A 25,814-nucleotide genomic window follows, 5' to 3' on the forward strand; every position below is an offset into this window, starting at 1 on the left:
TTCTCTCACCCCAAGAAGATCGCGGGCCCTGGTGGGGTGAGCTGCAAGGCGGAGGAGGGCGCGATACCGGAGGTATCGCAACTGACGACAACGCCGCAGATCACCCCACCAGGGCCCGCGAGGTGAGCTGCAAGGTGGAGGAAGGCGCGATACCGGAGGTATCGCAACCGACGACAACGCCGCAGATCACCCCACCAGGGCCCGCGATCAGGCGTCGAAGCGGTAGCCGAGGCCGCGGACAGTAACCAAGAGCACTGGCTCCTTCGGCGTCTTCTCAATCTTGGAGCGGATCCGCTTCACGTGGACGTCGAGGGTCTTCGTATCGCCGAAGTAGTCGCTGCCCCAGACGCGGTCGATGAGCTGGCCGCGGGTGAGGACGCGGCCAGCGTTGCGCAACAGCATCTCGAGGAGTTCGAATTCCTTGAGAGGCATCGCGGTTTCGACGCCGTCGACCTCGACGGTGTGGCGTTCGATATCCATGCGGACGGGTCCGGCGACGACGATGCGCTCCTCTCCCGGGTCCTCGGTGCGGCGGCGGAGGACGGCGCGGATGCGTGCGAGTAGCTCGCGTGTCGAGTAGGGCTTGGTGACGTAGTCGTCGGCGCCGAGTTCGAGACCGACGACGATGTCCACCTCGGAGTCCTTTGCGGTGACCATGATGATCGGCACGGAGGAGCGAGTGCGGATCTCGCGGCAGACCTCGGTGCCGGGCATGCCGGGGAGCATCAGGTCGAGCAGGATCAAGTCGTATTCGCCGTCGTCGAACGCGGTGACGGCGCGGTTGCCGTCCTCGGCGACGGTGACGTCGTAGCCTTCGCGTTCGAGCAGGTAGCTGAGGGGCTCGCTGAGGGCGCTCTCGTCCTCGACGAGCAGGATGCTGGTCACGCGTGTTCTCCTATCGGGGCCGTCGCCGCGAAGGGCGTCCTGGCCGGGTCTGCTTCGGGGAGCCGGATGGTGAAGGTGGAGCCGCGGCCGGGCTTGGACCAGACGCGGACGTCGCCGCCATGGTTCTGCACGGCGTGCTTAACGATGCTGAGGCCGAGGCCGGTGCCGCCGGTATGGCGGGAACGTGCCTGGTCGACGCGGTAGAAGCGCTCGAACACCCGGTCGAGGTCCTCCTCCGGGATGCCGATGCCCTGGTCGGTGACCGCGATCTCGACGACGCCACCGGTGGATCGAACGCCGATCCCGACCCGGGAGCCGGCCGGCGAGTACTGGATCGCGTTCGCGAGAAGGTTGTGCAGCGCCGAGACGAGAATCTTTTCTTGTCCAACGACGTATGCCCTCTTCATCCCGCCTTTCACCAGGCTGACGTCGTGCGACTCCGCCATCACATGGGTGGTCTCGAGGGCGGAGGTGACGATGTCGTCGACACGGATGATGTCCGAGGACCGGGCGACGTCGGTCGCCTGAAGACGGGAGAGTTCGATGATCTCACGGGTGATCTTGGCGAGGCGGTGCGACTCCTGGGTCAGGCGGTGGGCGAAACGACGCACCTGCTGCGGGTCGTCGGCGGCGGAGTCGAGCGCCTCAGCCAGCAGGCCGACCGCTCCGATCGGAGTCTTCAGTTCGTGCGAGATATTCGCGACGAAGTCCCGGCGCACCGCTTCCAGCCGGCGGGCCTCGGTGTGGTCCTCGGCGATCACCAGGACGAAGCGCGAGCCGAGGCGGGTGGCGCGCACGACAAGGGTGACGGCGGCGTCCGAGAGAGGGCTTGTGGGGAGTTCAAGGTCCTGTTCGATGTCGTCGCCGAAACGGCGCACCCGGTCGACGATTGCAACGAGGTCAGGGTGCAGGATCGTGTCCTGCGTGACCAGGCCGAGCGCGACGGCACGGGACGACGCCTTGAGCACGTTGTGCGACGGATCCGTCACGAAGGCCGGCGCGCCGACCGCGTCGATAATTGCGTCGATCCCCTCGGGGACGCTGACCGAGACGACCTCTGCGGCGATGCGGCCCTGACGCGCCGCGAGCGTCACGACGGTGGTGAGGAGGATCCCGATCGCCACACCGAGCACGAGCGACAGCACCACGATCAAGCCCGAATCCACGGACCAAGGCTAACCATCCACCGAGCGTCCCCCTACCGGATGCCTGCCACACCACCGCGGGCCGAGTACTGTTCACACCTCCGGCACCGTGCGTTAACCTGCCGTGGTCATCATGACTGCGCCTGCGCCCGTGGAGTGCAGTCGAAGCGGACGCGCGATGTGCGCGCCGCAGATCCGGCGCCGTCGTCCGCGAGCACCATAGAGAGGGTCGATCACCAGATGCGTGAAGTTTTCCAGCAGGAGCTAGCTGAGGTCCAAGAACGTCTCGTCGAGATCTCCGGACTCGTCGAGATCGCCATCGAGAAGGCGACTCAGGCGTTCAACCATTCCGACGTGACCCTCGCTGAAGAAGTCATCGCGAACGACGCGCACATCGACGAGTTGGCGATCAGCCTCGATGAGCTCGCCATCGACATCCTCGCCCGCCAGAACCCGGTAGCCCGCGACCTGCGCATCGTGGTCTCGGCCCTGCGCATCAGCGCCTCCCTCGAGCGGATGGGGGACATTGCCGAGCACATCGCGCAGCTCTCGCGCTACCGCTTCCCCGACAAGGTGGTTCCCAAGAGCCTGCGGCCGACCTTCGTCGAGATGGGACGCCTCGACGTGGTCGTCGCACACAAGCTGACTGAGCTGCTCCGCTCGCAGGACCCCCGCATCGCGGAGGAGATCCGCGACGAAGACGACAAGATCGATGAGCTGCACGTCAGCGTCTTCGACAAGGTCCTCAGCGAGGCATGGAAAGGCCAGGCCGCTGACACTGTCGACGCGACCCTCGCGAGCCGCTATCACGAGCGCTTCGCGGACCACGCGGTGTCCATCGCCAAGAAAGTCCAGTACCTGATTTCGGGCGACTGGGGCTGAGTTGTTGTGGTGGAGTCGCGCGAGCGCGACTCCACCACGGGTGGCTCTCTAAGAGCGTTATTCATAAGGTTTTATCAGCCGCGTCGATAAAGTTCGAGGCGGGTGACTGCACGAATGAGATTGGGAAGTTCTGTGAGGGGGCCGCGATAGCCGATCTTAATGATCTTCCAGTTCCTGCACGCCGAAAGCATCGCGGCATCCCCCGACGTCGAATCAAAACCAAGCCTCTCCAATCCGGACACGGAATCTCGGGCTCGTCACACCGCCTCGGGCGTGCGGCGCTCGACTGGTCCTGCGAGCCGGGCACGTTCGTGCGAGCCGGAGCGGCAGGCTACGACCGCGCTGCGGGCAGTCGCTGCAAGGCTGAGGGGTGCGGCCCGACGGTGTCGTCGGCGGTCCCGTCACGGCGGGCGCTCCAGGCACCTCCGGTGAGAGCGCCGCTGCGTCGCCGGGAGCGAGACCGAGCGGATGAGAGACTGGTCAGATGGAGCAAATGGTGCCGCTGATCCTCGCTACTCGTCGCCTTAACATCACGCGTTTTAGCCACGGTGATCTCGACGATCGGCTTGCGTACCAGTCGCGCGAAGATGTCGCCCGCTACCTCTACCGCGAGCCGCTGAGTCGGGAGGCGTGCGCGGCCAGCATTGAACGAGCGATCGCGACGACGTCGCTCATTGCCGAGGGCGACGCTCTCCTGTTGGCGATCCGGGTACACACCGAGCGCCGGGTGATCGGGGAGATCGTCCTCACCCTGTCGGATCGGCGGGCGGCGCAGGTCGAGATCGGCTGGGTTTTCAACCCCGAAGACGCAGGTAGGGGTTACGCAACCGAGGCCGCGCGGGCGGTCGCCGAGCTGGCCTTCTCGGAATACGGTGCGCATCGGCTTTTCGCTCGACTCGACGCGGAGAACGAGCGCTCGGTGCTCCTGTGCCGACGTCTGGGATTCCGCCAAGAAGCACACCTCGTCGAGAACGATCGACGCGTGTCGGGGGCGTGGGGGAGCGAATTCATTTACGCGGCGCTCCAGGAGGACCTCATCCGCGACGATGCACAGTGGCGATAACCTACGAGGCTTCTGCCGCCGATGTGGCCCGAGTGCGGCTCACTCCGTCGCCGATCGGGGAGGCCGTGTTCAGCCTGCGGGCGCTAGCGCGACCGGGTGCGGCGTCGCAATTCGGGCCGTTTCTGGAGTACGCGCGGGGGCGCCTGAGGGGCGTCGACATCCGTGTTCTCCGCTCTCTGGTGCCCAGCACCGGGTACGTGCCGGACGTCCTTACACCCAGCCCGCGGTTCGCCCCCTCGTTCCTCACGCAGCTGGAGGAGGTGCGGGCGACGCCTGCGGAGGAGTTTGCCGCCCAGGTCGACTGGATGGCGCGCGACCCGGGGACCACAAGGCAGTGGAAGGCGCGGACCGCGACGGCCCGGGCCTTTCTTCAGGCAACCGATCTTCCCGAGACGATTGCCCCGCCGGCTGGCATCGCAGCCGCCCAGAAGAGCGGCGAACCGGCGAATCAGATTAAACAGGTGCTGTCAGGTGGAAAGATCGCGACGCAAAGTCCTGGGCTCGCTCAGCTTCCGATGTATAGCGAGATTCACAAGCAGCTTGTTCAAAGCAATACCAAAATACAGCTGGGGCTACCGCGGCATTTCTCTCCGAAAACCCAGATGCTGTTTACTCCAACTGGGCACCGTGAGTTGGTGTCAGGCCGTGAGAAGTAAGTCCCTCGGCGTTGCGGGGCTCATGAGCCTCGTCGTGGCGCTTACCGGCTGCTCGGCAGATCCCGCATTGAGAACCACGCCATCACCATTGGAGCCGAGCGATGAACTTAGAATGGTAATTTCCGCGATCGACTCTGGGGATCCTTCGCGCCTGACGAAGCTCTTCCCCGACCAGCAGCCGTCCGCTATTACGGCAGTCTATGACGCATGCGGCGCCATTGCAGTCACGTCGCGGCGCATCGACAGCCAGGACGGGGATTCGCCCCGCACCCTTTATGCAACTCTTGCTGGGCCCTTGAAAGCAGACCAATCGACGGAAGGGAGATGCTCCTTTCTACTTTATTGGACAGATAGTCAGACCTGGCGCCTCACTTCCACCTAGGGAAATCGGCAAGAAGATGGGACGTCTCTCCTCAAGAGGCGTCCCATCTTCTTGTTCCTAGCGTCAGCCGGGGGGACGAGCAGGCTGCCGAACTGCCGATGCTCTGCGCTTCGATGACGACCTCACGCAGCACATCAACGCTCAACGCGGTGGCTCGCGGGAATCGGGAATTCCGGCGAGCCGAACGCTGTCCTCCGAGCGCGGGATGGGCGGGCTGTTACTTCTTGGCGCCCTGGGCGGCGACGGCCGCGGCACCGGCGGCAGCCGCCTCCGGGTCGAGGTAGCGCGCCTGGCCGATCGGCGCGAAGTTCTCGTCGAGGGAGTAGACGAGAGGGATGCCGGTCGGGATATTCAGCTCGGCGATATCCGAGTCCGAGATGCCATCAAGGGTCTTCACCAGGGCTCGCAACGAGTTGCCGTGCGCGGTGACCATCACGGTCTTGCCCGAGGCAAGGTCCGGCTTGATGTCGGACTCCCAGTAGGGCAGCATCCGCTCGATCACGAGCTTCAGCGACTCGGTGCGCGGCAACGCGTCGCCAAGGTCGGCATAGCGCTCGTCATGGGCCTGCGAATACTGGTCGTCATCGGACATCGGAGGCGGCGGCACATCGAACGAGCGACGCCAGGTCTGGAACTGCTCCGGACCGTACTCGGCCAGAGTCTGCGCCTTGTCCTTGCCCTGCAGCGCCCCGTAGTGGCGCTCGTTCAGGCGCCACGAGCGCTTCACGTCGATCCACAGCCGATCGGCGGCTTCGAGCGCGATATTCGCGGTTTGGATCGCACGCGTCTGCCGCGAGGTATACACGATGTCGGGATGCAGCCCAGCCTCGATCAGCAGCTCACCGGCGCGGGTCGCCTCGGCGACTCCCTGCTCGGTGAGGCGCACATCGACCCAGCCGGTAAAAAGGTTTTTCTGGTTCCACTCGCTGTTGCCGTGGCGCACGAGGATGAGCGTGGAAGTCTCGGACATGCATCCAGCTTAGAGGCGGCCATTGCGCTTCCGGATACGGTGGAGAGTATGCCCATCGGTACCATCACCCGCGGAACGACGGGCACGAACCGCCTGCGCCGAGTGGACCGCAGGCTCGCCGAGCTGCCGGTGCTGCGGAGCGCGCGCTCTCCCCTCGTCGTCGACCTTGGCTTCGGAGCGAGCGCGGTCACCACGCTCGAGCTGCACCGGCGCCTCCTCAGGGCGGCTCCGGACGTCGAGGTGCTCGGCCTCGAGATCGAGCCTGCTCGCGTCGCCACAGCGCGGCGACAGCTGGAGCAAGTCAGGGAGGGAGGCACATCCTTCCCCGCGGACGCGCGCGTACGTTTCGAGCGGGGTGGCTTCGAGGTCCCTCTGCCGACGCAACGACGCGCCGAGGTCATTCGGGCTTTCAATGTTCTCCGCCAGTACGACGAAGGCGATGTCGCCGGCGCCTGGACGACGATGACGACCCGTCTCCAGCCTGACGGCGTGCTCGTCGAGGGCACCTGCGACGAGATCGGCCGCATCTGCACCTGGATCGAGGTCGGCCGAGAGGGCCCGCGTTCGCTCACCCTGTCGCTCCGTCTCGCGAGCATTCCCTCGCCGATGACCGCGGCAGAACGCCTGCCCAAAGCGCTGATTCACCGCAATGTCCCCGGGGAGCGAGTGCACGCCTTCCTGGCCGCGCTCGAACGGGCGTGGACGCTGAACGCCCCACTCGCCGTCTACGGGCCGGGTCAGCGCTGGCTCGCGACCGTGCGCGATCTGCGAGTCGAGTGGCCGATCCTCGATGGTCCGCGCCGCTGGCGTCTGGGCGAGGTCACGGTCGCCTGGAACGCGGTGGCGCCAGCCGCCTGACGGCTAGGACAGCGGAGGCAGGGCGGCTCGGGCCTCCGCTGGGCCTGCGCCCGTCGCTGTCAGCAGGTCGACGACCAAGGGGCGAAGCAGCACGAGGAGGGTTTTCTCGGCCAGTCGCGCCTCGGGAATCAGCCGCTGCGGGTCGAGGGACGTGGCGAGCAGGACGAGATCCTGGCGCGCAAGCGCGAGCACAGACGGATCGGCGACGGCCCGTCCCAGCAGCGCAATGCTCGGACCAAAGCTCGCGACCACTCCTGCGAGTGTGGGGCGCGCAGCAGCGTCGCCGACGAGGAAGTCAATGCGCCGGGCGATGATGCGGAGGTTACGAGTTGCGAGGTCCAGCGCGGCAAGCATTGTGCTCTGCCGAGTCAGCTCGACGCGATGCCGACGGATGAACGGCGAAATGCGGGCCACGCCCGTCGCCGAGTCGAGGGCTGCCGTCCACCCGTCGATCATCGGTTGTGTGGCCCGAATCCGCTCGAGGGCCGACGACGAAGCGGAGGAGTCGCCGCGCTGCAGTGCCTCTGTCAGCTCCTCGACTGTGCGGCCGAGCGCCGAGACCAGCCGGTGCGCCTCCGCCCGGGCGGTGTGTAGCGAAGGACGCGGCACGACCGCCGTGCAGAGCAAAGCCGCGAGTCCGCCGATCAAGCCGTCGAGGCTCCTGGTCAGGACGCCGCCATCGGGCGCCGGCAGGATCATCACCAGCATCGCCTGAGTGCCGGCGGCGACCGCGAAGCCGGGCGACGGCGAGAGCGCCCGACCGAGAGTGAAGACGATCGCCAGCACGACGGCAAGCTGCCAGACTCCGCTCCCCCACAGCAGGAGCAGGATCTCGCTCGCCGTGATACCGATCAGCATCCCGATCGCTGTCTCGGCGACTTGCTTTGGGCGGGTGTCGCGAGCGATCCCCAGACTTGTGATGGTCACGGTGAGCGCGAGCACAGGCGCGGGATGCCCGACCACGAAGCGCGCCACGGAGTAGGCGAGGACGGCGGCGAGCACGATCTGGAGCACCGCTGGCAGCGACGCCGCCGCGCGGCCGATCGCTTTCCGGGGATGCAGCTCCCACGCCTCGACGAGACCGTGGACGCGCTCAACCGCCCGGCCCCGCGTGGCCGGTCCTGCGGCCACCACGGCGTGGCCTACCTGGTCGTCGAGCCGAGCCTGGGCAGGCGAGGCACGTCCGCCTCCGCTCCGGCTTCGGGCGGGACGACGACCTCCTGTGCCGCTGCGACGCGAGCGTCCCCGACGATCACTGTGAGTTCGAGTTCGATGGGGACGGTGCGCTTGATGACAGCGAGAGCGATCGGGCCGTCCTCGTAGTGCCAGGCGCTGGAGGTGACGGTACCGACCTCGACCAGTTCGCCGCCTTTGTGTGCGGTGACGATATCCCCGTGTCGGGGCAGCACGGAGTCGGAGCCGTCGAGCTGCAGCAGCACGAGACGGCGAGGCGGATGACCGAGGTTGTGCACCTTCGCCACCGTCTCCTGCCCGCGGTAGCAGCCCTTAGCCAAGTGCACGCTGGAGCGGAGGAGGTCGAGTTCGTGGGGGAGGGAGCGCTCATCGACCTCGGTCGCGTGCCGCGGCCGCCACGCGGCGATCCGGAGCGCTTCGAGCGCGTCGGCACCGGCGAGGGTGACTCCAGCGGCGGCGGCGCGGCCGTCGAGGCCGTCGAGCACGGCGCGCGGGACAAGAATCTCGCAGAGATTCCAACTCGCTGCCGGATGCTCCGCGATGAGCGCATACTGCCAGCCGCCAGGCTGCACCTGGGCCCACGGGTCGCGCCACGCGATCGAAGCCTCGCCGAGGCCGAGCACGAAGGCCAGAGCGGCCCCCTCTCCGAAAACAGCGAGGGTTGCGAACTCCTCGGTACGCTCCGACACCTCAACGCGGAGCAGGAAGCGCATCCGATCGAGCCAGGCTGCCAGGCCCGCGGTCTCGTCGCGGTCGAGCAGAAGCCACGTCGTTTCGCCGTCGTCGACCAAGCGGATGACGTGCTCGATCCGGCCGGACGGGTCGAGCAGGAGGGTCTCTGCGCAGGAGCCGGGCGAAAGTCGGGACACGGCCTGGCTGGTGAGCGAGTCGAGCCAGGTGAGACGGTCAGGACCGGTGACGGTCACGACTCCGCGGCCGGAGAGGTCGACGAGGGCGGTGCCAGCGGCGAGCGCCCGCTGCTCGCGGAACGGCTCGCCATAGTGAGCAGCGACTCCGGGCTCGGCAGCGCTCGTCCCCGCCACTGCGCCGGCGGCTGACAGTAACGGCGAGAGGACGTCAGTCGACACGGGCGAGCCGTCCTGACGAGTGGGTGCGGAGCCCCTGGCCGAGGGCGGCAATATCCCATGCCCAAAGTAGGTGGTCATCCACGAGGCCATACAGGCGTGTGGCCGCTGCGTAGTCCTTTGCGGCGGCCGTGCGCATCACGGCGTCGGTGGCGAGGTCGATCCGCGGTCCTTTGACCTGCCCGAGGTAGAGCTCGCTGACGCCGTCCGGATGCACGAGAGACACCTCGATGTCGAAGGCGCCGGCGGCATTACGCAGAGTCTCAACGGACTCCGCGTCCGGGAAAGCCGGAGCACCGCGCCCGGGGAGCATCGCCGGACCAGCATCGGCGTCGGTCAGTGCACGGCTGAGTCGCCAGTAGCCCATTTCGCTCACCAGGGGCCGGTGATCATGCTCAGAATCGTCGAGCAGCCAGGTGTAGGAGTTGTAGTTGAGGTAGGGGAGGCCGTCGTAGCTGAAGCTGATGCGGTGGCCGAATTCGGCCTGCACCGGCTCGTCGCCGACGGCGTAGTCGATGACTCCTGAACCCTCCCAGACGCCGAGCAGCCAGGAGAGGGGAACGAGTTCGGGCGGCAGGCCCGACGGAAGCGAGATCACACCGGCTCCGGCGATGCAGCTAGCTCTGACCGCGGTAGAGCTTGTACACGACCACGCCCGAGACCCACGCGATGGAGAGGGAGGCGAGCCCGAGCAATCCGAGGTAGAAGAGTTCGAGGGCGAGAAGCATTCCGCCATCTTACCCGCCAGCACTGCCACTGATGCGGGCCGGGAGGGACGCTCAGGCGGGTAGCAGCAGCGCGATTCCGCTGGCTATCGCGACGAGCACCATCGCACCGACGATGCTGGTCATTGCGCGGACGAGGTAGCCGTCCGCACGCGCGACGGCGAGCTGAACGGCGAACGTCGCAAGCACGCAACCGCCGAACGTCAGCGCGAGCCAGAGCTGCCGGGACGCCGGAGCGGCGACAGCCAGCGTCACGACGGAACCCACGAGCGCGAGTGCCCAGACGACGCCGATACCCAGCCGATCCCTGCTCATCAGTCAATTGTGCCCTAGGCGATCCGCCCTCCCAGCCCGCCGCTAGTATGGCGGGCAGACCATTCTGGAGGATCCGTGGCGCAGTTGTTGATACTGACCTCGGCGGGAGGCGCCGACGTGCTCCCCGCACTGGGACTGCTCAGCCACAAGACCAAGCAGATTCCCGCCGAACCGGCACAACTCGTCAACGCGCCGAGCTGCGACCTCATCCTCGTCGATGCTCGCCGAAACCTCGCGAGCGCCAAGTCGCTGTGCAAGATCCTCAGGACGACCGGGATCAACGTCCCGCTCATCCTGATCCTCACCGAGGGCGGACTCACGGCCGTTTCCGCCGACTGGGGCGTCAACGACGTCATCCTCGACTCCGCGGGCCCCGCCGAAGTCGACGCCCGCATCCGCCTCGTCATCGGTCGTCTCGCACAGGAGCAGTCGACCTCGCGCATCCAAGCGTCGGGAGTCGTTATCGACGAGGCGAGCTACTCGGCCAAGGTGCACGGGCGCCCGCTCGATCTGACCTTCAAGGAGTTCGAACTCCTTCGCTTCCTCGCCACGCACCCCTCCCGCGTCTTCACACGGGAGCAGCTACTCAGCGAGGTCTGGGGCTACGACTACTTCGGGGGAACGCGCACGGTCGACGTGCACGTGCGGAGGCTGCGGGCGAAGCTCGGCGATCTGGAGTCGCTGATCGGTACGGTTCGCAACGTCGGATACCGGTTCAACGTGTATGAAGAGGACAATGAGCGAGTCGCTCAACCTGTCCGTTGAGGATCTCGCCGATCCCGCCACCGCAGCTGCCCTCGAGCACCTGATCGGGCGCGCCGCCTGGTTCGACCGGCAGCCCCCCTTCAGCGACCAAACCCTCGTCGATGCGCGCACCGGCTCTCGCACCCTGCTCGTAGGCCTGCGCGCCGACGTGGTGGTCGCCGCGGCGATCCTCGGCCAGGGCGAGCTCGAGTTCGTCGTCGATCCGGAGTGGCGCGGAGTCGGATTCGGCACCGCCACGCTCGAGCAGGTGCTCGCCGGTGGCCGCACAGGGCTTCTCGCCTGGGCACACGGCGATCATCCCGCCGCCCGCGCGCTCGCCGAGTCGCACGGCTTCGCGCCGGTGCGAACTCTCCTCCATCTGGTGCTGGAGCCCCTCGCCACGCCGGAGGTTCGCGTGCCGGAGGGATTCGTCCTGTCCGACGCGCGCGACCTCGACGCCGCCGAGTGGGTCGCCCTGAACGCCCGGGTGTTCGCTGCGCATCCGGAACAGGGCCGGCTGACGGAGGACGACCTTGCGGCCCGGCGTGCGGAGCCGTGGTTCAACGAGGGCGACTTCCTCCTGCTCCGCGATGCTGCCGGCACTCTGGTCGGCTACGACTGGCTCAAGATCGAGCCCGGCTCGACGACCGGAGAAATCTATGTGCTCGGGATCGCTCCGGAGGCGTCGGGCCGAGGGCTCGGACGCTTGCTCCTCGGTGCCGGTCTGGCCCGGATGCTGGAGCGCGGCTGCACGACGGCAGACCTCTACGTGGAGGCCGAGAACCGCTCCGCGGTTGCGCTGTACCGCTCACTGGGATTCACCGACGCCTCCATTGATGTGCAGTACGTGCAGCGCGCGGCGCCGGTGCGCTGAGCCAACGCTCCTCCACAGGCTCTTCCCCGCCGCCGTTCATCCGGCATTCACGGCCCACGGCGCGGACCGACCGGGCTCGGTGCCAGGATGGTCGCATGGACGGCGACAACCTGCTTCTCGAAGACGGACTGAGCGATGAACTCGACGATGACTTCGACGATGAGGAGGAGCACTCGGACCCCTTGCTCCCCGACGACCGCTACCTCGACCGCGAGCTGAGTTGGCTCGCCTTCAACCAGCGCGTGCTCGAGTTGGCCGAGGACCCGCTGGTGCCAGCGCTCGAGCGGGCGAACTTTTTGGCGATCTTCTCGTCCAACCTCGACGAGTTCTTCATGGTTCGGGTCGCGGGCCTCAAGCGCCGCATTCTCACCGGCCTTGCTCTGCCGACGAATATTGGGCGTGTCCCTGTCGATGTGCTCACCGACATTTCCACCAAGGCGCATCTCCTGCAGCAGCGTCACTCCCGAGCGTTCAAGGAGCTGGTCGAGCCGGCCCTGCGCGAGGGCGGCATCGACCTCGTGCGCTGGGACGAACTCAGCGACGCGGAGCGGACGGTGCTCGACGACTACTTCTCGGCGCAGGTGTTTCCCGTGCTCATGCCACTCGCGGTCGATCCGGCGCACCCGTTCCCCTATATCTCAGGTCTTTCGCTCAATCTCTCCGTCCGGGTGCGCAACCCTAAGACGCAGAAGGTCGAATTCGCTCGCCTCAAGGTGCCGCAGATGCTGCCGCGGTTCGTCCGCATCGCCGGCGTAGCTGCTCCGGGCGAACCAATGCGATTCATCTCACTCGAAGATCTGATCGCCAATCAGCTTGGTGACCTGTTTCCGGGAATGGAGATCCTCGACCACCACGTCTTCCGCGTGACCCGCAACGAGGACGTCGAGGTCGATGAGGACGAGACCGAGAACCTGATCAAGGCGCTCGAGAAGGAGCTGCTGCGCCGCCGGTTCGGCCCGCCCATCCGCCTCGAGGTCACCGACGACATGGACGACGAGACTCTCGGCCTGCTGGTGCGCGAACTCGACATCACGACTCAGGAGGTCTACAAGCTCCCGGCACCGCTCGATCTCAGCGGGCTCTTCAGCCTGCAAAAGATCGACCGCCCCGACCTCAAGTACCCCAACCACGTCCCGACCACTGCGGTGCAGCTCTCGCCGAGCGAGCCTAACCAGCGGCAGGACGTCTTCAAGGCGGTCTCGCGCGGGGACGTGCTGCTGCACCACCCCTACGAGTCGTTCGCGACCAGCGTGCAGTCCTTCCTCGAGCAGGCGGCGGCGGATCCGGACGTGCTCGCGATCAAGCAGACGCTGTACCGCACCTCGGGCGACTCCCCCATCGTCGAGGCGCTGATCGACGCGGCCGAGTCCGGCAAGCAGGTGCTCGCGCTGGTCGAGATCAAGGCCCGCTTCGACGAGCAGGCGAACATCTCGTGGGCGCGCAAGCTCGAGAAGGCGGGCGTGCACGTGGTCTACGGGCTTGTCGGGCTGAAGACGCACTGCAAGCTCGCGCTCGTGATCCGCCAGGAGAAGGGAGGGGTGCTCCGCCACTACTCCCACATCGGCACCGGCAACTACAATCCGAAGACCTCGCGCGTCTACGAAGACCTCGGCCTTCTGACCGCCGATCCCGACGTCGGCAAAGACCTCACTCGCCTGTTCAACGAACTCTCGGGCTACGCGATCGAGAAGAAGTTCAAGCGCCTGCTCGTCGCGCCCCGCCACCTCCGCAAGGGCCTACTCAAGCGGATCGCCGTCGAGACCGAGAACGGGCGGGCGGGCCTCCCCTCCGGCATCCGCATCAAGGTCAACTCGATTGTCGATGAGGCCGTGATCGACGCCCTCTACCGTGCCAGCCAGGCCGGAGTGCCCGTCGATGTCTGGGTGCGTGGGATCTGCGGGCTCAAGCCCGGGCAGGAGGGTCTGTCCGATAACATCCGGGTGCGCTCGATCCTCGGACGCTACCTCGAACACTCCCGCATCTTCAGCTTTGTCAACGGCGGCGAGCCCGACGTCTTCATCGGCAGCGCCGACATGATGCACCGCAACCTCGACCGTCGCGTTGAGGCGCTGGTGCGGATCGTCGAGCCCGCGCACCTCAGCGAGATCGACGACATGTTCGAGCGCGCCATGGACGTGCGCACCGCGTCCTGGTGGCTCGGGCCCGACGGAATGTGGTCGCGACACCACCTCGACGGCGATGGCACCCCGCTGGCCGACTTGCAGAACCAGCTGATGCAGCACATCACTCACCGCAAGCGCACGGCCACGCGCTCCGCCAACCGGGCTTCCGGCCGCTGACGCCGTGACGGGCACTGTCTATGCAGCAGGGGCTGTGTGCTGGCGGATCATCGAGGGGAGGCCGCACGTCCTCGTCATCCATCGCCCGCACCGGAGGGACGTCAGCCTGCCCAAGGGCAAGGTGGATGCCGGAGAATCACTCCCCGAGACCGCTGTGCGCGAGATCCGAGAGGAGACCGGGCTCGCCGTCGCCCTCGGCGTTCCCCTCGGCTGCACCACGTACTCGCTCCCGAACGGCCGTCCGAAGGCCGTGTACTACTGGGCCGCGCAGGTCACTGAGAAGGCCGTGCTCGCCTCCGACTTCCTCCCTAACAACGAAGTCGAGGCCCTGGAGTGGGTCACCGTGAAGCGGGCGCGGAGTTACCTGACCTACCCGCACGACGTCACCATCGTGGACGAGTTCGCCCGCATCGCAGCGCGCGGGGTACTCGAGACCTTCGCGATCGTGGTGCTTCGGCACGCGAAGGCCGTTCCTGCTAGCTCCTGGGAGGGCCGCGACTCCACCCGCCGGCTCACGCAACGCGGGCGCGCGGAAGCAGACGCCGCGGCACGAGCGGTGGCTGCCTGGGGACCACGTCGGCTGGTCTCGAGCACCGCGAAGCGCTGCCGGTCGACGATCGCACCACTCGCAACACTGCTCAAGAAGGACGTCCGTCTCCGCGACGAGGTCAGTCAGGAGGCACAGGGACACGCCACCGCCGACCTCCGCGCCCTCATCGGCAAGCGCGTGCGCGCCCGCAGAACCGCGGTGCTCTGCAGCCACCGGCCGGTGATCCCCGAGATCCTGCGCGAAATCGCCCTCGCCACCGCGACTCCGTTCGGCCCTTATCTCGACGAAGCGTCGGCGTTGCCCACTGGCGGCTTCGCCGTGGTGCATCTCTCGGCCGAGCACCCCGGCTCCGGCATCGTCGCGGTAGAGACTCACTCGCCGCTGGCATAGGGCCCGCCCCCAGCACGCCGAGGCACCCGCGTTCACCGAGCGTTCACCGAGCGGATGGTGAGAGGACACGACGTCTCCGTACTCTCGCTCGCGGGCTGCACCAGGCCCGTTCTGTTTTCCACGCTTTCCTACCCGAAAGGGATACTTGTGAGATTCTCGCGTCTCGGCCAGGCGGCCGTCGTCGCCGCCGTCGCAGCGATCACGCTGACCTCCTGCGCTGCCAACGAGGCACCGGCCGCAGGCGGCAGCTCCGGCTCCGCTACCACCTCCACGCTCTCGGGCACCATCACCGGCATCGGCTCCTCCGCTCAGGGCACCGCGCAGACCACCTGGGCCGCCGCGTTCCAGACCGTGAACCCGGACGTCACCATCAACTACGACCCCCAGGGCTCGGGAGCTGGTCGCACCAGCTTCATCGACGGCGCCGCGGACTATGCCGGCTCCGACTCCGCTCTCAAGAACGAGGAGCTCGCGGGCACCTTCGCCGCCTGCACCCCGGACAGCAAGCCGATCGACCTGCCGGTGTACATCTCGCCGATTGCGGTCATCTTCAACGTGGAGGGCGTCGACGAACTCAAGCTTGACGCGGCCACCATCGCCGGCATCTTCAAGGGCACCATCACCACGTGGGATGCCCCGGAGATCAAGGCCCTGAACCCCGACGCCACCCTCCCCAGCGCGAACATCACTTCGGTGCACCGCTCGGACGACTCGGGGACGACGCAGAACTTCACTGACTACCTCGCGGCCACCGCGAGCGGTGTCTGGGATGCTCCTGCCGCGCAGACCTTCCCCTACCAGAGCGGTGACGGCGCCAAGGGCACTTCGGGTGTCGTCGACGCGGTCAAGAACGGCACCAACACGATCGGTTATGCCGACGAATCCGGCGCCAAGGGCATGGACATGGCCCAGCTCAAGGTCGGCGACGCGTTCTCGACCATTTCGGCCGACGGAGCGGCGGCTGTCGTCGCTGCCTCGCCGATCGCCGAGGGCCGCGAGGCGAACGACCTCGCGATCAAGATCGACCGCACCGGCACTGAGGCGGGCGCCTGGCCCCTGGTTCTGGTCAGCTACCTGATCGTTTGCCAGGAGTACTCGGACGCGAAGAAGGGCGAGGTCATCAAGCAGTTTGCCTCGTACATCGCGAGCGAGAAGGGCCAGGAGGCCGCCGCCGCTCAGGCCGGCTCCGCGCCGCTGAGTTCTGATCTCTCCGCCACCGTCGCTACCGCGATCGAGTCGATCAAGTAGTCCCACCGGCAGGGCCCGTCTCGCAGCACCGTCTGCGGGACGGGCCCTGCATGTACAGGGGCTCGACTCCCCCGAAGTGCCTTCGAGCCCTAGCATCTCCCCTGTGCGCACCGCCGATTCCGGGTGCACCGCCGAACCGCCTCGTCTGAAGAGAGTCCCCTGGAATGGCAACTGAGACCGTCGTCCGCCCGAAGGCGAAGGTGCGTGTCGGAGATCGGGTCTTCTCGATCTCGACCGTCGCCGCCGGCTCCCTCATCCTCCTCGTCCTCGCTGCCGTCGCGATCTTCCTCATCGCGCAATCGATCCCCGCGTTCACCGCACCGGCCGGCAGCCTCCCCGGCGACGCCACGAGCTTCTGGGCCTACGTCGGCCCCCTGGTATTCGGCACGATCTGGTCGGCGGTCATCGCTCTGGTGATCGCCCTACCGCTCTCGATCGCGATCGCCCTCTTCATCTCGCACTACGCGCCGCGCCGCATCGCCATCGCGCTGGGCTACGTCGTCGACCTGCTGGCCGCTGTGCCCTCGGTTGTCTTCGGCCTCTGGGGCGCGACCGTGCTCGCGCCGATGGTGCAGCCGTTCTACCTCTTCCTCAACGTGAACATCGGCTGGTTCCCGCTCTTCGGTGGCCAGGCCTCGGGCACGGGAAAGACGATCCTTACCGCTTCCGTCGTACTGGCGGTGATGGTCATCCCGATCATCACGGCGGTCTGCCGCGAGATCTTCCTCCAGGCTCCGCGCCTGCACGAGGAGGCTGCTCTGGCGCTCGGCGCCACCCGCTGGGAGATGATCCGCATGGCCGTCCTCCCCTTCGGCGCCCCCGGAATCGTTTCGGCCGCGATGCTCGGCCTTGGCCGCGCCCTGGGCGAGACGCTCGCCGTCGCGATGGTGCTTTCGCCCGCGACGGTCGTCTCCTTCCTCCTGCTTACCTCGCAGAATTCGAACACCATCGCCGCGAACATCGCCCTGCAATTCCCCGAGGCCAGCGGTGTTGGAGTGAACGTGCTCGTCGCCTCGGGCCTGATCCTCTTCGTCATCACCCTCGTCGTGAACTCGGTCGCACGGTTCATCGTCAACCGCCGCAAGGCCTTCTCGGGAGCCAACTGATGTCCGCCGCCACGTCGACCATGCCCCTTTCGCTCGAAACCGGGAAACTGCCCAAGGGCGCCCCCTGGATGCTGCTCGTCGGCAGTTGGGTCGTTTTCGCCGCGGTCTTCCTGGTGCTCCAAGCCGCTGGCATGATGAACGACTTCAGCCTCGTCGGCGCGATCTTCTGGGGCACCATCCTGTTCGACATCGCGATCTACGTCGTCTCACGCCTGGTGGAGGGCGGCCGCAAGGCGGTCGACCGCCTGGTGACCTCACTGGTCGCCACGGCGTTCATCATCGCGCTACTGCCGCTGATCTCGCTGCTCTACACGGTCGTCTCCAACGGCTTCGCCCGCTTCGATCCGCTGTTCTTCTCCGCCTCGATGCGCAACGTCATCGATGCCGGTGGCGGCGCCCTGCACGCGATCATCGGCACGCTCGAAATCACCGCGATGGCTGCGCTGATCTCGGTGCCGATCGGACTGCTCACGTCGATCTACCTGGTCGAGTACGGCCGCGGCCACCTTGCCCGCGCGATCACGTTCTTCGTCGACGTGATGACGGGCATCCCCTCGATTGTCGCCGGCCTTTTCGCCTACGCACTCTTCTCCCTGATCCTTGGACCGGGCGTGCGGATGGGCTTCGCCGGTTCGATCGCTCTGGCCGTGCTCATGATCCCCGTGGTCGTCCGCTCGTCGGAGGAAATGCTCAAGCTGGTGCCGAACGAGCTGCGCGAAGCGTCCTATGCACTGGGCGTGCCGAAGTGGCTGACGATCGTCAAGATCGTGCTGCCGACCTCGGTCGCCGGCATCACCACGGGCATCACCCTGGCGATCGCCCGCGTCATAGGCGAGACCGCTCCGCTGCTTATCGTTGCGGGCTTCACCGCCTCAATGAACTACGACCTGTTCAGCGAGCGAATGATGACGCTGCCGGTATTCGTCTACACGCAGTACGCGAACCAGGGCCCCGACGCGGAGGCGTTCCTCAACAGAGCGTGGACCGGCGCTCTGGTGCTCATCCTCATCGTCATGGCGCTGAACCTCGCTGCCCGATTGATCGCGAAGATCTTCGCCCCCAAGCTCGGCCGCTGACCCCCACCCCTCGGCTCTGGCCGAAATCCCCGAAGGAAGCAATGTCTAAGCGCATCGAGGTCAACGACCTCAACGTCTACTACAGCCAATTTCTCGCGGTGGAGGGCGTCTCGCTCGCTATCGAGCCGCGCACCGTCACGGCATTTATCGGCCCCTCCGGCTGCGGCAAGTCGACCTTCCTCCGCACCCTCAACCGCATGCACGAGGTCATTCCCGGGGCACACGTCGAGGGCGAGGTGCTGATCGACGGCAACAACCTCTACGCACCGGGCGTCGACCCGGTCCAGGTTCGTCGTCAGGTGGGCATGGTGTTCCAGCGCCCCAACCCGTTCCCGACGATGTCCATCCGCGACAATGTGCTCGCCGGGGTCAAGCTCAACAACCGCCGCATCTCGAAGTCGGACGCTGACGCCCTCGTCGAGCGCTCACTCCAGGGCGCGAACCTCTGGAACGAGGTGAAGGACCGCCTCGACAAGCCCGGCTCGGGTCTCTCTGGTGGTCAGCAGCAGCGCCTGTGCATCGCCCGCGCGATCGCGGTCTCGCCGGACGTCCTGCTGATGGATGAGCCCTGCTCTGCCCTCGATCCGATCTCGACGCTCGCGATCGAAGACCTCATCGAGGAGCTGAAAAACGATTACACGATCGTCATCGTGACCCACAACATGCAACAGGCCTCGCGCGTCTCGGACCGCACCGCGTTCTTCAACATCGCGGGCACCGGCAAGCCGGGCAAGCTCATCGAGTACGACGACACGGCGACGATGTTCTCGCGCCCGTCCGTCCAGGCGACCGAAGACTACGTATCGGGCCGCTTCGGCTGATCCCGGCCAGAAAACGACGAGAGCCGTACCCCCTCGGGAGTGCGGCTCTCGTCGTTGCGAGCCGGATCATGCCGTGTCGATGGCCAGAATCGGTTCGGTCGTCGGAGTGGCCGAGCCACCCGCCGCCTCAACGGTCACGGCGACCACCGAGCCCTCGGCCATCGTGCCCTCGAGCGGAGCCACGGTGCTGCCCTCTCCGCCGTCGAAGGTGCCTGCCGCCACCGGGCCCGAGGAGCCGATGTACCAGAGCTCGTAAGTTTTGTCCTCGGGCAGCGGTGCCAGGTCGTCCACGACGAGAGCGGAACGACCGAGCGAACTCGACCAGATCAGCGTCGCCGTTTCGCCGGTGGCGACCGTGCCCGTCGTTTCCCGCGCATCGGGCGCGCTGCGGATTCGATCGAGCGCCGTCTGCTGCTGCGTGTGACCGGCCACCGGCGAGAGCAGCGGCGGGAGCGTCACTCCGCCGACAACGATTACCGCGGCGGCAGCCGCCGCAGACAAGTACACAGCGGGGCGGGTGAACCAGCGGCTCTGCGCCCGGTTGGCGGCGCTGCTGCGGCCGTCGGGGCGCGTCGCCTGGTTCGGTGTGGGCGCGACAGGGCGCAGACGGGGCGCGGCGGACGCCCCCTCCTCGTCGTCGTGCTCCTTACCAGGCAACTGCGGCGTGGTCGCGATGACAGCCATCAGGTCGATCTTGAGTCCGGGTGAGGGTTCGACAGCGGGTGCATCGGCGATGAGCGCCTCCACCACCTCGGAGAACGCATCGGCCTCGCCGCGCGCCTCCGGGTGCGTGGATAGGAACTGCCGATAGCGTTCCTGCTCCTCGGGCGTCAGGATGCCCAGTGCGTGACCCGCTGCGAGATCGCGCGGATCGTCTCTCCCGTCAGGGAGTCGCATGTCATTCATAGGGCCACCCCCATCTCTTCTCGAAGTCGGATCATTCCGTCGCGCAAACGCGTCTTGACGGTTCCCACGGGGCACTGCAGGATCCCCGCGATCTCGCTATGCGAATAACCGCCGTAGTAAGCCAGCTGCAGCGCCTGTCGCTGCAAGTGAGTCAAGCGGCCCATGGCGACCGCGACCTTCTCGTGTTCGAGGGACACCTCCGCCTGTTCGGAGACCTGGTCGTAGTCGCGACCGAGATCTCGTATTCCGATGCGCATGTCCCTGTCACGGCCCGCCTGGGCCGCGCGAACCCTGTCGATAGCCCTGCGGTGTGCCATCGTGAGGATCCAGGTCGTCGCGCTTCCTTTATTCGGAGCGAAACGCCCGGCGGTTTGCCAGATCTCGAGGAAGACCTCCTGGGTCACCTCCTCAGACTGCGATCGGTCGACGAGTACGCGGGTGATCAGGCCCAACGTGCGCGCCGCCATCTGGTCGTACAACTCGGAGAAAGCGGTGTGCTCACCAGCCGCGATGCGCTCGAGCAGCGCCGCGGGATCCGTTGTGGTGTCGTCCGTCATGAACCCTGCCTCGCCCGCGCCCGGGCAGAACGATGTCGCGTCATCCAGAAGGCTGTCACGGCGAGGCCCGCTACGACGACCGACACCTCGAGAGGGTGCGTGACGAATCGGATGTCGAGGTCCACTGGACCGATATCGACAAGCGCCGACGCTCGGAGCCTAGGGGCGAGCCAGAGCGAGACGACGGCAACGCCGGCCGCCGTGAGCCCCGCGTAGCTGCGCGGGCGCACGAGCACCCAGACGCCGGCCGCGACGTCGAGTGCGGCCAGCGTCCGCATGACCGCGCCCTGGGACACAGACACTCCGGCTGCGAACTGCGCGCCCTCGGCCGAATCGACGCCACCCGCGGCGAGAAGGTATAGCGCGGCAATAAGGAGCAGGCCTGCCCCCGCCCAGACGCGTGCTCCGATCCGGAACGCTCTGCTGTTCTTCATCCCGGTATCGCCTGTCTGTAGGGACTCTGGTGAGGATCGACTCCTCCTTGGCCCCTCGCCTCGCGCACCGGGCCACGATGCGAGCAGAGAAGGGGCCGAACCGCAGGAACGCCTCTCGGCGCGAGGCCGCTCGAAGCGGCTATAAGTGGAGCCCGGGGTTACTGCGATCCGACCTCGATCAGTCTAACAAACGCCTTGCACCTGCTCGCGAGTGGCGTTTGTTACTCGTGGACTGGAGAGATTTTTACTCGAGGGAGTCGCTGCGCCAGAGCCGCGCGCAGCTCACCAGCTCCGCTGCCGTCGTCGAGAGCCGCAGGGCTCGCGTGGTCAACTCGCTCGCGCGCCCGGCGTTCGTGAGCTCAACGTCGTCGGCAACCGAGGCGGCTCCGGAGGCACTCACCCGGCAGAACGCGGCTGCCCGATCGAGCGCGACCGCGAAGTCGCCGTCGAAGACACCGCGAAGGATCCGGTCGGCCAGCTCGATGATTTCGGCCGGACCCGTCGGGGTGCTCGCACCGGCGACGACCGGGTCGATCGTCGCCGACAACTCGACTCCGCGCTGATAGAGGAAGCTCGTGCTGTCCGGGTCTTGGCGGATGATGAGCCGCAGCAAATAGAGGCGCCACAGCGCACCCGGGAGGCTCGCTGCGTTCGAGCGCGCCCACAGCTCTGCGAGCGCATCAATGCCGTTGTGATCGGTGTACTCGACCAACCGGTCGATGATCACGGGGTCAGGGTCGCTGCGGACGCGGCTGAGTAGGGCGATCGCCGTTTCGTGAGCGACACGGCTGATCTGGGCCGGATCCTCTCCTCCCTGGAACGCCTCGAAGACGTGGGAGGGGAACTTGGTCGGCTTGTGGAAGCCGTCGGTCATGGGGCCGCCTTCCGCGGTCGTGCACACGCTCGCTCTCGCGCTCGCATGTCAGTCGGTTCGAGGAGGGTAACGCGTGCTCCTGCGCCACTATGCCCTGTGGCCCTCCGCTGTGGCGCTACCCTAGACCCCGCGGGCCTCTAGCTCAGTTGGCAGAGCAGCGGACTTTTAATCCGCGGGTCGTCGGTTCGAGCCCGACGGGGCCCACGATCACACTGGATAACGGGAACGACTAGGCCTCCACCCGCACAAATCCCGCGAGATCGGACGGAGGAGCGCCGTGGAGCGACCGGGATGGTCCAACAAGCAATTGCGTCGGCTAGGTGAACACATCCGCGACGGAACTCAGCCTTCCAAAGACCTGCCCGCATATGACGAGGTCATGCTCTGGTTCAACGACCTGGCGACATTCGTGCAGCGAGAGACACGCGCCTTGAATTGGGAGCCGCTGCTCGGAACCCTTCGCCCCAACATCACCTCGCGTCCGAAGACGATCGACACGCTGAGACAGAAGTTGCAGCGAGATCACAACACCCCTCTCCCTTCGGTCCAGGACGTTGCTGGCGTCCGGTTCGAGGCGGAAATGTCCCTGGACGAGCAGGACGCGGTGGTCCACGCGATCGCGGCTCGTTTCGAGGTTCCACCTGAGAAGATCAAGGATCTCCGCGGAGACGGCGATGCGCACAGCGGCTACCGCGCCGTTCACCTCTGGCTGAACCTGAGCGGTCTCGGTCGAGTCGAGGTCCAGGTGCGAACTCATCTGCAGGGGATGTGGGCCAACGTCTACGAGGCGTTCGCGGACATCGCCGGGCGCGAAATCCGCTACGGGGTGATCCCCAGCGATCCCGTTCTGGCCCGCGATGTCGAGCGAATGCAGAAGATCTCGACTACGGGAATCGCGGAGATGGAGAAGAGGCGCAACGGGTTGTTCAAGGTCGACCTACGCCTCGACGACCTCGAGCAGCGGCGTCTCCCCGTAAACGACCTGGAGAGCCAACATCTCCGGGCCCTTCGGCCGTCCGTAGATGAGGCGCGAGCGCGCATCGCGGAAGACGAGGCGGAGATCCGCAGGGATTTTGCGGATCTTGAAGCTACCCTGAGGCAACCACTGAGCACACGAGCGGAGTAAAAATCGCATGTCAGGATTTCTGATCGAGTACAACCGGCGATCATCGGACTGGCGGCTCACCGAGTACACGGGTGAAGATGGCCCTCGCGATGCGATGATCAACCGTCTGCGTCTCGAGCGCGAGCGGACCGATGGGGACTGGGAAATCGCCGCCCTTGCGAGCGACTCGCTCGACAGCCTGCAGGAGACCCACAGCCGCTACTTCAGAGGTAAAGAGTTGGCGAGCGCCTAGCAGCCACGACCACGACCACGACGAAGGGGACCAGCTTCTGCTGGTTCCCTTCGTCGGTCCTAGCCGTCAAGAGTCGGGCGGCGCCTCTCACGCGTGTTGGCCTCTCTAACCGGGCGGGAGTACCTAGAACGGACCTGCACTCCACCCGGGCAAAACCACTGATCCTTGGATGATCCCGCGCCTCCCGGCCGACTCACGAGTGCGCTTCGCGTCGGGCGCATACGGGTACGCGGTCCGCACGGCCTTGCATGGGAGGCGGCGGCAGCCCGTCGATGACGCAGGACGTCTACGTGGGGCGCAAGGCGACCGGCTCGAAAGCAGCCGACGCGCTCGATCGAACCATCGAGTAGACCCCGCATCTACCCCGCAGAATGCCCGCCATCGGGAGCAATTGGGCGCGATGTCGCGGCATGAGCCTGTCCCGAGATCGTGCGGCCTCGAGACCGGCAGGCACCACGCGGAACCTCACTCCGACCACTCCGCTGTCGTCGGTTCGAGCCCGACGGAGCCCACCGCTCCCACCGAACCCCGACGCTCGGCTACTCGGCGAGCTGTGCGGCTCGCTCGAAGGCGCGGAGGAGATGGTCGCGTTTGCCCGCCTGGTTCATGGAGCGCTGACTCGGGTGCCATGAGTTGATGACCGTCGGCCCATGAGAGATGGAGGGCGCAATGTGCTTCGCCCATCCCTCGGTCGGTTGAGCGCCAGAGGTGACCACGACGCGAAGATCAGGCAACAACGGCAGAAGGCGTTGTAGCTCCAGCGCGCCCTGCTGAATTTCCGAAGCATTCGGCGCCCGAACCGAGCCCAAGTACCAGGGGACGATGTTCCACAGCAACGTGTGCTCATGAAGCCCCGCCTCAGTGCGGAGCGTCCACGCCGTGGCAGCGGTCGCATCATTGTTGTCGACCGAGACAAAGCCGGAACCGGCTCCGTCGTCCGCCCTCGGACTGGGGGATTCGAGCAGAACAAGCGCGCGGGCATGGATGCCCGCCTCAGCGGAATCAAAGTTGGGCACCGCGACGTCTGGATCCTTTCGGGCACGCCGGGCAAGCAGCCCTTCTCGCCAAGCGCGTAGCGGCACGCTGGACTGCTGGCGATCAAGCATCGACCTTCGCTCGGCACGCGTCTTGGAATCAGCAAGGCCGCGGGGCGCACTCAGGAATATGGCTAGACGCTACTCCCCATCTGTGGACCCCAAGTCACGGCATATCGACCGTTAATAAGATGTGCAAGGACGTCGCGCACAGCCTGAAACGGCGCAAGTGCGACGGACCCCGCCGACAACCGAGTCTCAGCAGATCGGCAGAGCGACACTACCCCGCCATCATTCGTGGCAGAGCGACCACACCGCGTCGGGATAGTCGCGAGGCCTCTCACCGACGAGGAGGCGCCAGCGGCCGCCGTGGTGATCGACGAGGCGACCGGTGACTACCTCGGAGAGCCAGTCGGAGTCGATCCGGTACCAGCGGACGAGGCGGACGGTGGTGGCAGAGTGCGGGGGGCGACTCGACATCGGGGGTTCCTTCGCGACGGCGGGAGGGAGCGCGGGGGCAAGGGCGGCATTCGGCTGGCGAACGGGCGCCGGCCCGAGCCGGCGTGACACCGGTTGTCGGCGGGCCTGGGGTGGGCGGTATCCGGATAACCGGATGCTGGAACTCTAGACGGCGCGGCCGCCGCTGTCTGTCCCGGGAACCGACACGTGAAAATGACGACACTCAGGAAAGCGCCTTTGGCCTCCCCGCCCACGTGCCTCAATGGAGGGGCGCGGGCGGGGCCGAGCGCGTGACACCGGTGACGGCGACCACGAAGCTCAACGACGAACGCCGGGTGGCTCTTTGAATTAACCGAAACGGCCTGAAATTCTCTTGAGATTGATCAAAATCCTCCGTGAGTATGGAAAGTTAACTCTTGCTACTCAAGAACGATTTTCGACACAGACTGAAAATTAGCACAGATGTGGGGTTCATTATGAGCGTCAGTGTGAAAGCTCGTGTATTCGGAGGAGTTCTCGGCTGCTGCCTCTTATCAGCCGAGTTCCTTCCCGTGTCTTCGGCGAGGGCCGACGATTCTTCTTGCGACTATTCGATGTCGACGCTCGAGTACTCATGCTCGGGCAGCGAGGCGGTGAGACAGCCAAAGGATGTCATAGGAGCGAGGATCTACAGCAAGAAGGGTTTCCAGGGTCGCGAATTGACGATCTGGGTACCAGGATTCTGCCCGAAAGACAATCGCGTGGACTGGCTTCTGGCCCTCGGCGATGAATTGCGCGCACAGGTGAGTTCTGTTCAATCCTGGTCGGACTGCTGGGTGTGGCTCTATCGAAAAGATGGGTCGCGCGAAGGGCCGTACCGCTCCGACGTCCCCGATGTAGGGAGCAACATAGATGAACAGGCCATTGTGGTGGGGCTGAGTTGA

General features: G+C 66.3%; 28 protein-coding genes and 1 tRNA gene. 16 read left to right on the plus strand and 13 right to left on the minus strand.

Annotated elements, in window-relative coordinates; genetic code table 11:
• Window positions 1-207: 207 nt before the first annotated feature.
• Both B0H03_RS06925 and B0H03_RS06930 read right to left on the minus strand, forming a co-directional pair.
• On the minus strand, window positions 208-885 hold the full coding sequence (locus tag B0H03_RS06925; protein WP_104265087.1) for a response regulator transcription factor: 678 nt from the start codon (window positions 883-885) through the stop codon (window positions 208-210).
• Complete coding sequence (locus B0H03_RS06930) at window positions 882-2,051, minus strand: sensor histidine kinase (protein ID WP_104265088.1); 1,170 nt, start codon at window positions 2,049-2,051, stop codon at window positions 882-884. Before B0H03_RS06930 ends, B0H03_RS06925 begins: the two co-directional genes overlap by 4 nt.
• A 219-nt stretch (window positions 2,052-2,270) precedes the next feature.
• On the opposite strand from B0H03_RS06930, the gene phoU reads away from it, so the two are divergent.
• From phoU to B0H03_RS06945, 3 genes are all read left to right on the plus strand, one after another.
• Window positions 2,271-2,912 (plus strand): phosphate signaling complex protein PhoU, encoded by a 642-nt coding sequence (gene phoU / locus B0H03_RS06935; protein WP_104265089.1) that lies wholly within the window; start codon window positions 2,271-2,273, stop codon window positions 2,910-2,912.
• 484 nt (window positions 2,913-3,396) lie between these two features.
• A complete protein-coding gene (locus B0H03_RS06940; RefSeq protein WP_104265090.1) occupies window positions 3,397-3,975 on the plus strand; it encodes a GNAT family N-acetyltransferase in 579 nt (192 codons plus the stop codon).
• Window positions 3,966-4,631, plus strand: a complete 666-nt coding sequence (locus B0H03_RS06945) for a hypothetical protein (RefSeq protein WP_104265091.1) — start codon at window positions 3,966-3,968, stop codon at window positions 4,629-4,631. The genes B0H03_RS06940 and B0H03_RS06945 overlap by 10 nt, the downstream gene beginning before the upstream one ends.
• Before the next feature lie 599 nt (window positions 4,632-5,230).
• Here B0H03_RS06945 and B0H03_RS06950 read toward each other — a convergent pair.
• Window positions 5,231-5,983, minus strand: coding sequence for a phosphoglyceromutase (locus tag B0H03_RS06950; RefSeq protein WP_104265092.1), 753 nt, complete (start codon window positions 5,981-5,983; stop codon window positions 5,231-5,233).
• A 48-nt stretch (window positions 5,984-6,031) separates the two neighbouring features.
• Here B0H03_RS06950 and B0H03_RS06955 point away from each other — a divergent pair, with 48 nt between their 5' ends.
• The gene (locus B0H03_RS06955; protein WP_104265093.1) at window positions 6,032-6,841 is read left to right on the plus strand and encodes a class I SAM-dependent methyltransferase; all 810 of its coding nucleotides are present in this window, start codon (window positions 6,032-6,034) and stop codon (window positions 6,839-6,841) included.
• Window positions 6,842-6,844: 3 nt separating this feature from the next.
• Here the strand turns inward: B0H03_RS06955 and B0H03_RS06960 are convergent, their stop codons facing one another.
• From B0H03_RS06960 to B0H03_RS06975, 4 genes are all read right to left on the minus strand, one after another.
• Window positions 6,845-7,975: an FUSC family protein gene (locus B0H03_RS06960; RefSeq protein ID WP_104265094.1), complete on the minus strand. Its 1,131-nt coding sequence runs from the start codon at window positions 7,973-7,975 to the stop codon at window positions 6,845-6,847.
• 8 nt (window positions 7,976-7,983) lie between these two features.
• Entirely contained in the window at window positions 7,984-9,123 is a 1,140-nt protein-coding gene (gene ygfZ / locus B0H03_RS06965) for a CAF17-like 4Fe-4S cluster assembly/insertion protein YgfZ (protein WP_258062017.1), read from the minus strand.
• Entirely contained in the window at window positions 9,113-9,718 is a 606-nt protein-coding gene (locus B0H03_RS06970) for a nitrobindin family protein (RefSeq protein ID WP_104265096.1), read from the minus strand. The genes ygfZ and B0H03_RS06970 overlap by 11 nt, the downstream gene beginning before the upstream one ends.
• A gap of 181 nt (window positions 9,719-9,899) precedes the next feature.
• Window positions 9,900-10,160: a hypothetical protein gene (locus B0H03_RS06975; protein WP_104265097.1), complete on the minus strand. Its 261-nt coding sequence runs from the start codon at window positions 10,158-10,160 to the stop codon at window positions 9,900-9,902.
• Between the two features lie 75 nt (window positions 10,161-10,235).
• Here B0H03_RS06975 and B0H03_RS06980 point away from each other — a divergent pair, with 75 nt between their 5' ends.
• The 8 genes from B0H03_RS06980 to pstB all read left to right on the plus strand — a co-directional run bounded on the left by B0H03_RS06980 (window position 10,236) and on the right by pstB (window position 19,269).
• Window positions 10,236-10,925, plus strand: a complete 690-nt coding sequence (locus B0H03_RS06980) for a winged helix-turn-helix domain-containing protein (RefSeq protein ID WP_104265098.1) — start codon at window positions 10,236-10,238, stop codon at window positions 10,923-10,925.
• Window positions 10,897-11,778 carry a mycothiol synthase gene (gene mshD / locus B0H03_RS06985; protein ID WP_104265099.1) on the plus strand — a complete coding sequence of 294 codons (882 nt, stop codon included), beginning with the start codon at window positions 10,897-10,899 and terminating at the stop codon, window positions 11,776-11,778. Before B0H03_RS06980 ends, mshD begins: the two co-directional genes overlap by 29 nt.
• 95 nt (window positions 11,779-11,873) lie before the next feature.
• Window positions 11,874-14,078: an RNA degradosome polyphosphate kinase gene (locus B0H03_RS06990; RefSeq protein ID WP_104354334.1), complete on the plus strand. Its 2,205-nt coding sequence runs from the start codon at window positions 11,874-11,876 to the stop codon at window positions 14,076-14,078.
• Between the two features lie 4 nt (window positions 14,079-14,082).
• On the plus strand, window positions 14,083-15,018 hold the full coding sequence (locus B0H03_RS06995) for an NUDIX hydrolase (protein WP_104265101.1): 936 nt from the start codon (window positions 14,083-14,085) through the stop codon (window positions 15,016-15,018).
• Between the two features lie 147 nt (window positions 15,019-15,165).
• Window positions 15,166-16,266: a phosphate ABC transporter substrate-binding protein PstS gene (gene pstS, locus B0H03_RS07000; protein WP_241560430.1), complete on the plus strand. Its 1,101-nt coding sequence runs from the start codon at window positions 15,166-15,168 to the stop codon at window positions 16,264-16,266.
• A gap of 164 nt (window positions 16,267-16,430) precedes the next feature.
• Complete coding sequence (gene pstC, locus B0H03_RS07005; RefSeq protein WP_104265103.1) at window positions 16,431-17,372, plus strand: phosphate ABC transporter permease subunit PstC; 942 nt, start codon at window positions 16,431-16,433, stop codon at window positions 17,370-17,372.
• A complete protein-coding gene (gene pstA / locus B0H03_RS07010) occupies window positions 17,372-18,448 on the plus strand; it encodes a phosphate ABC transporter permease PstA (RefSeq protein WP_104265104.1) in 1,077 nt (358 codons plus the stop codon). Before pstC ends, pstA begins: the two co-directional genes overlap by 1 nt.
• A gap of 41 nt (window positions 18,449-18,489) precedes the next feature.
• Window positions 18,490-19,269 carry a phosphate ABC transporter ATP-binding protein PstB gene (gene pstB / locus B0H03_RS07015; RefSeq protein ID WP_104265105.1) on the plus strand — a complete coding sequence of 260 codons (780 nt, stop codon included), beginning with the start codon at window positions 18,490-18,492 and terminating at the stop codon, window positions 19,267-19,269.
• A 66-nt stretch (window positions 19,270-19,335) separates the two neighbouring features.
• Here pstB and B0H03_RS07020 read toward each other — a convergent pair whose 3' ends face one another.
• From B0H03_RS07020 to B0H03_RS07035, 4 genes are all read right to left on the minus strand, one after another.
• Window positions 19,336-20,175: an anti-sigma factor gene (locus B0H03_RS07020; protein ID WP_104265106.1), complete on the minus strand. Its 840-nt coding sequence runs from the start codon at window positions 20,173-20,175 to the stop codon at window positions 19,336-19,338.
• The gene (gene sigK, locus B0H03_RS07025; protein ID WP_104265107.1) at window positions 20,172-20,732 is read right to left on the minus strand and encodes an ECF RNA polymerase sigma factor SigK; all 561 of its coding nucleotides are present in this window, start codon (window positions 20,730-20,732) and stop codon (window positions 20,172-20,174) included. Before sigK ends, B0H03_RS07020 begins: the two co-directional genes overlap by 4 nt.
• The gene (locus B0H03_RS07030; protein ID WP_104354335.1) at window positions 20,729-21,166 is read right to left on the minus strand and encodes a hypothetical protein; all 438 of its coding nucleotides are present in this window, start codon (window positions 21,164-21,166) and stop codon (window positions 20,729-20,731) included. The genes sigK and B0H03_RS07030 overlap by 4 nt, the downstream gene beginning before the upstream one ends.
• Before the next feature lie 244 nt (window positions 21,167-21,410).
• A complete protein-coding gene (locus B0H03_RS07035) occupies window positions 21,411-22,040 on the minus strand; it encodes a DNA-directed RNA polymerase subunit beta (protein ID WP_104354336.1) in 630 nt (209 codons plus the stop codon).
• A gap of 131 nt (window positions 22,041-22,171) precedes the next feature.
• Here B0H03_RS07035 and B0H03_RS07040 point away from each other — a divergent pair.
• The 3 genes from B0H03_RS07040 to B0H03_RS07050 all read left to right on the plus strand — a co-directional run bounded on the left by B0H03_RS07040 (window position 22,172) and on the right by B0H03_RS07050 (window position 23,398).
• A tRNA-Lys gene (locus tag B0H03_RS07040) sits at window positions 22,172-22,244 on the plus strand.
• Window positions 22,245-22,317: 73 nt separating this feature from the next.
• Window positions 22,318-23,166: a nucleotidyltransferase family protein gene (locus tag B0H03_RS07045; RefSeq protein ID WP_127843963.1), complete on the plus strand. Its 849-nt coding sequence runs from the start codon at window positions 22,318-22,320 to the stop codon at window positions 23,164-23,166.
• Between the two features lie 7 nt (window positions 23,167-23,173).
• Window positions 23,174-23,398: a hypothetical protein gene (locus B0H03_RS07050; protein WP_104265111.1), complete on the plus strand. Its 225-nt coding sequence runs from the start codon at window positions 23,174-23,176 to the stop codon at window positions 23,396-23,398.
• A gap of 539 nt (window positions 23,399-23,937) precedes the next feature.
• Here the strand turns inward: B0H03_RS07050 and B0H03_RS07055 are convergent.
• Window positions 23,938-24,504, minus strand: coding sequence for a uracil-DNA glycosylase family protein (locus B0H03_RS07055; protein WP_104354338.1), 567 nt, complete (start codon window positions 24,502-24,504; stop codon window positions 23,938-23,940).
• 219 nt (window positions 24,505-24,723) lie between these two features.
• On the minus strand, window positions 24,724-24,912 hold the full coding sequence (locus B0H03_RS07060; protein WP_104354339.1) for a hypothetical protein: 189 nt from the start codon (window positions 24,910-24,912) through the stop codon (window positions 24,724-24,726).
• Between the two features lie 455 nt (window positions 24,913-25,367).
• On the opposite strand from B0H03_RS07060, the gene B0H03_RS16165 reads away from it, so the two are divergent.
• The gene (locus B0H03_RS16165) at window positions 25,368-25,814 is read left to right on the plus strand and encodes a hypothetical protein (RefSeq protein WP_127843964.1); all 447 of its coding nucleotides are present in this window, start codon (window positions 25,368-25,370) and stop codon (window positions 25,812-25,814) included.

The organism is Rathayibacter iranicus NCPPB 2253 = VKM Ac-1602 (assembly GCF_003149025.1).
Lineage (GTDB): Bacteria > Actinomycetota > Actinomycetes > Actinomycetales > Microbacteriaceae > Rathayibacter > Rathayibacter iranicus.

Coding starts and splice junctions, on each gene's coding strand:
- sigK (WP_104265107.1), bottom strand. CDS start 20,732: ATGACGGACGACACCACAACGGATCCCGCGGCGCTGCTCGAGCGCATC.
- B0H03_RS06940 (WP_104265090.1), top strand. CDS start 3,397: ATGGAGCAAATGGTGCCGCTGATCCTCGCTACTCGTCGCCTTAACATC.
- B0H03_RS06990 (WP_104354334.1), top strand. CDS start 11,874: ATGGACGGCGACAACCTGCTTCTCGAAGACGGACTGAGCGATGAACTC.
- B0H03_RS06955 (WP_104265093.1), top strand. CDS start 6,032: ATGCCCATCGGTACCATCACCCGCGGAACGACGGGCACGAACCGCCTG.
- B0H03_RS07030 (WP_104354335.1), bottom strand. CDS start 21,166: ATGAAGAACAGCAGAGCGTTCCGGATCGGAGCACGCGTCTGGGCGGGG.
- B0H03_RS06950 (WP_104265092.1), bottom strand. CDS start 5,983: ATGTCCGAGACTTCCACGCTCATCCTCGTGCGCCACGGCAACAGCGAG.
- phoU (WP_104265089.1), top strand. CDS start 2,271: ATGCGTGAAGTTTTCCAGCAGGAGCTAGCTGAGGTCCAAGAACGTCTC.
- B0H03_RS07050 (WP_104265111.1), top strand. CDS start 23,174: ATGTCAGGATTTCTGATCGAGTACAACCGGCGATCATCGGACTGGCGG.
- mshD (WP_104265099.1), top strand. CDS start 10,897: ATGAGCGAGTCGCTCAACCTGTCCGTTGAGGATCTCGCCGATCCCGCC.
- B0H03_RS06975 (WP_104265097.1), bottom strand. CDS start 10,160: ATGAGCAGGGATCGGCTGGGTATCGGCGTCGTCTGGGCACTCGCGCTC.
- pstB (WP_104265105.1), top strand. CDS start 18,490: ATGTCTAAGCGCATCGAGGTCAACGACCTCAACGTCTACTACAGCCAA.
- B0H03_RS16165 (WP_127843964.1), top strand. CDS start 25,368: ATGAGCGTCAGTGTGAAAGCTCGTGTATTCGGAGGAGTTCTCGGCTGC.
- pstC (WP_104265103.1), top strand. CDS start 16,431: ATGGCAACTGAGACCGTCGTCCGCCCGAAGGCGAAGGTGCGTGTCGGA.
- B0H03_RS07020 (WP_104265106.1), bottom strand. CDS start 20,175: ATGAATGACATGCGACTCCCTGACGGGAGAGACGATCCGCGCGATCTC.
- B0H03_RS07055 (WP_104354338.1), bottom strand. CDS start 24,504: ATGCTTGATCGCCAGCAGTCCAGCGTGCCGCTACGCGCTTGGCGAGAA.
- pstA (WP_104265104.1), top strand. CDS start 17,372: ATGTCCGCCGCCACGTCGACCATGCCCCTTTCGCTCGAAACCGGGAAA.
- B0H03_RS07060 (WP_104354339.1), bottom strand. CDS start 24,912: ATGTCGAGTCGCCCCCCGCACTCTGCCACCACCGTCCGCCTCGTCCGC.
- B0H03_RS07035 (WP_104354336.1), bottom strand. CDS start 22,040: ATGACCGACGGCTTCCACAAGCCGACCAAGTTCCCCTCCCACGTCTTC.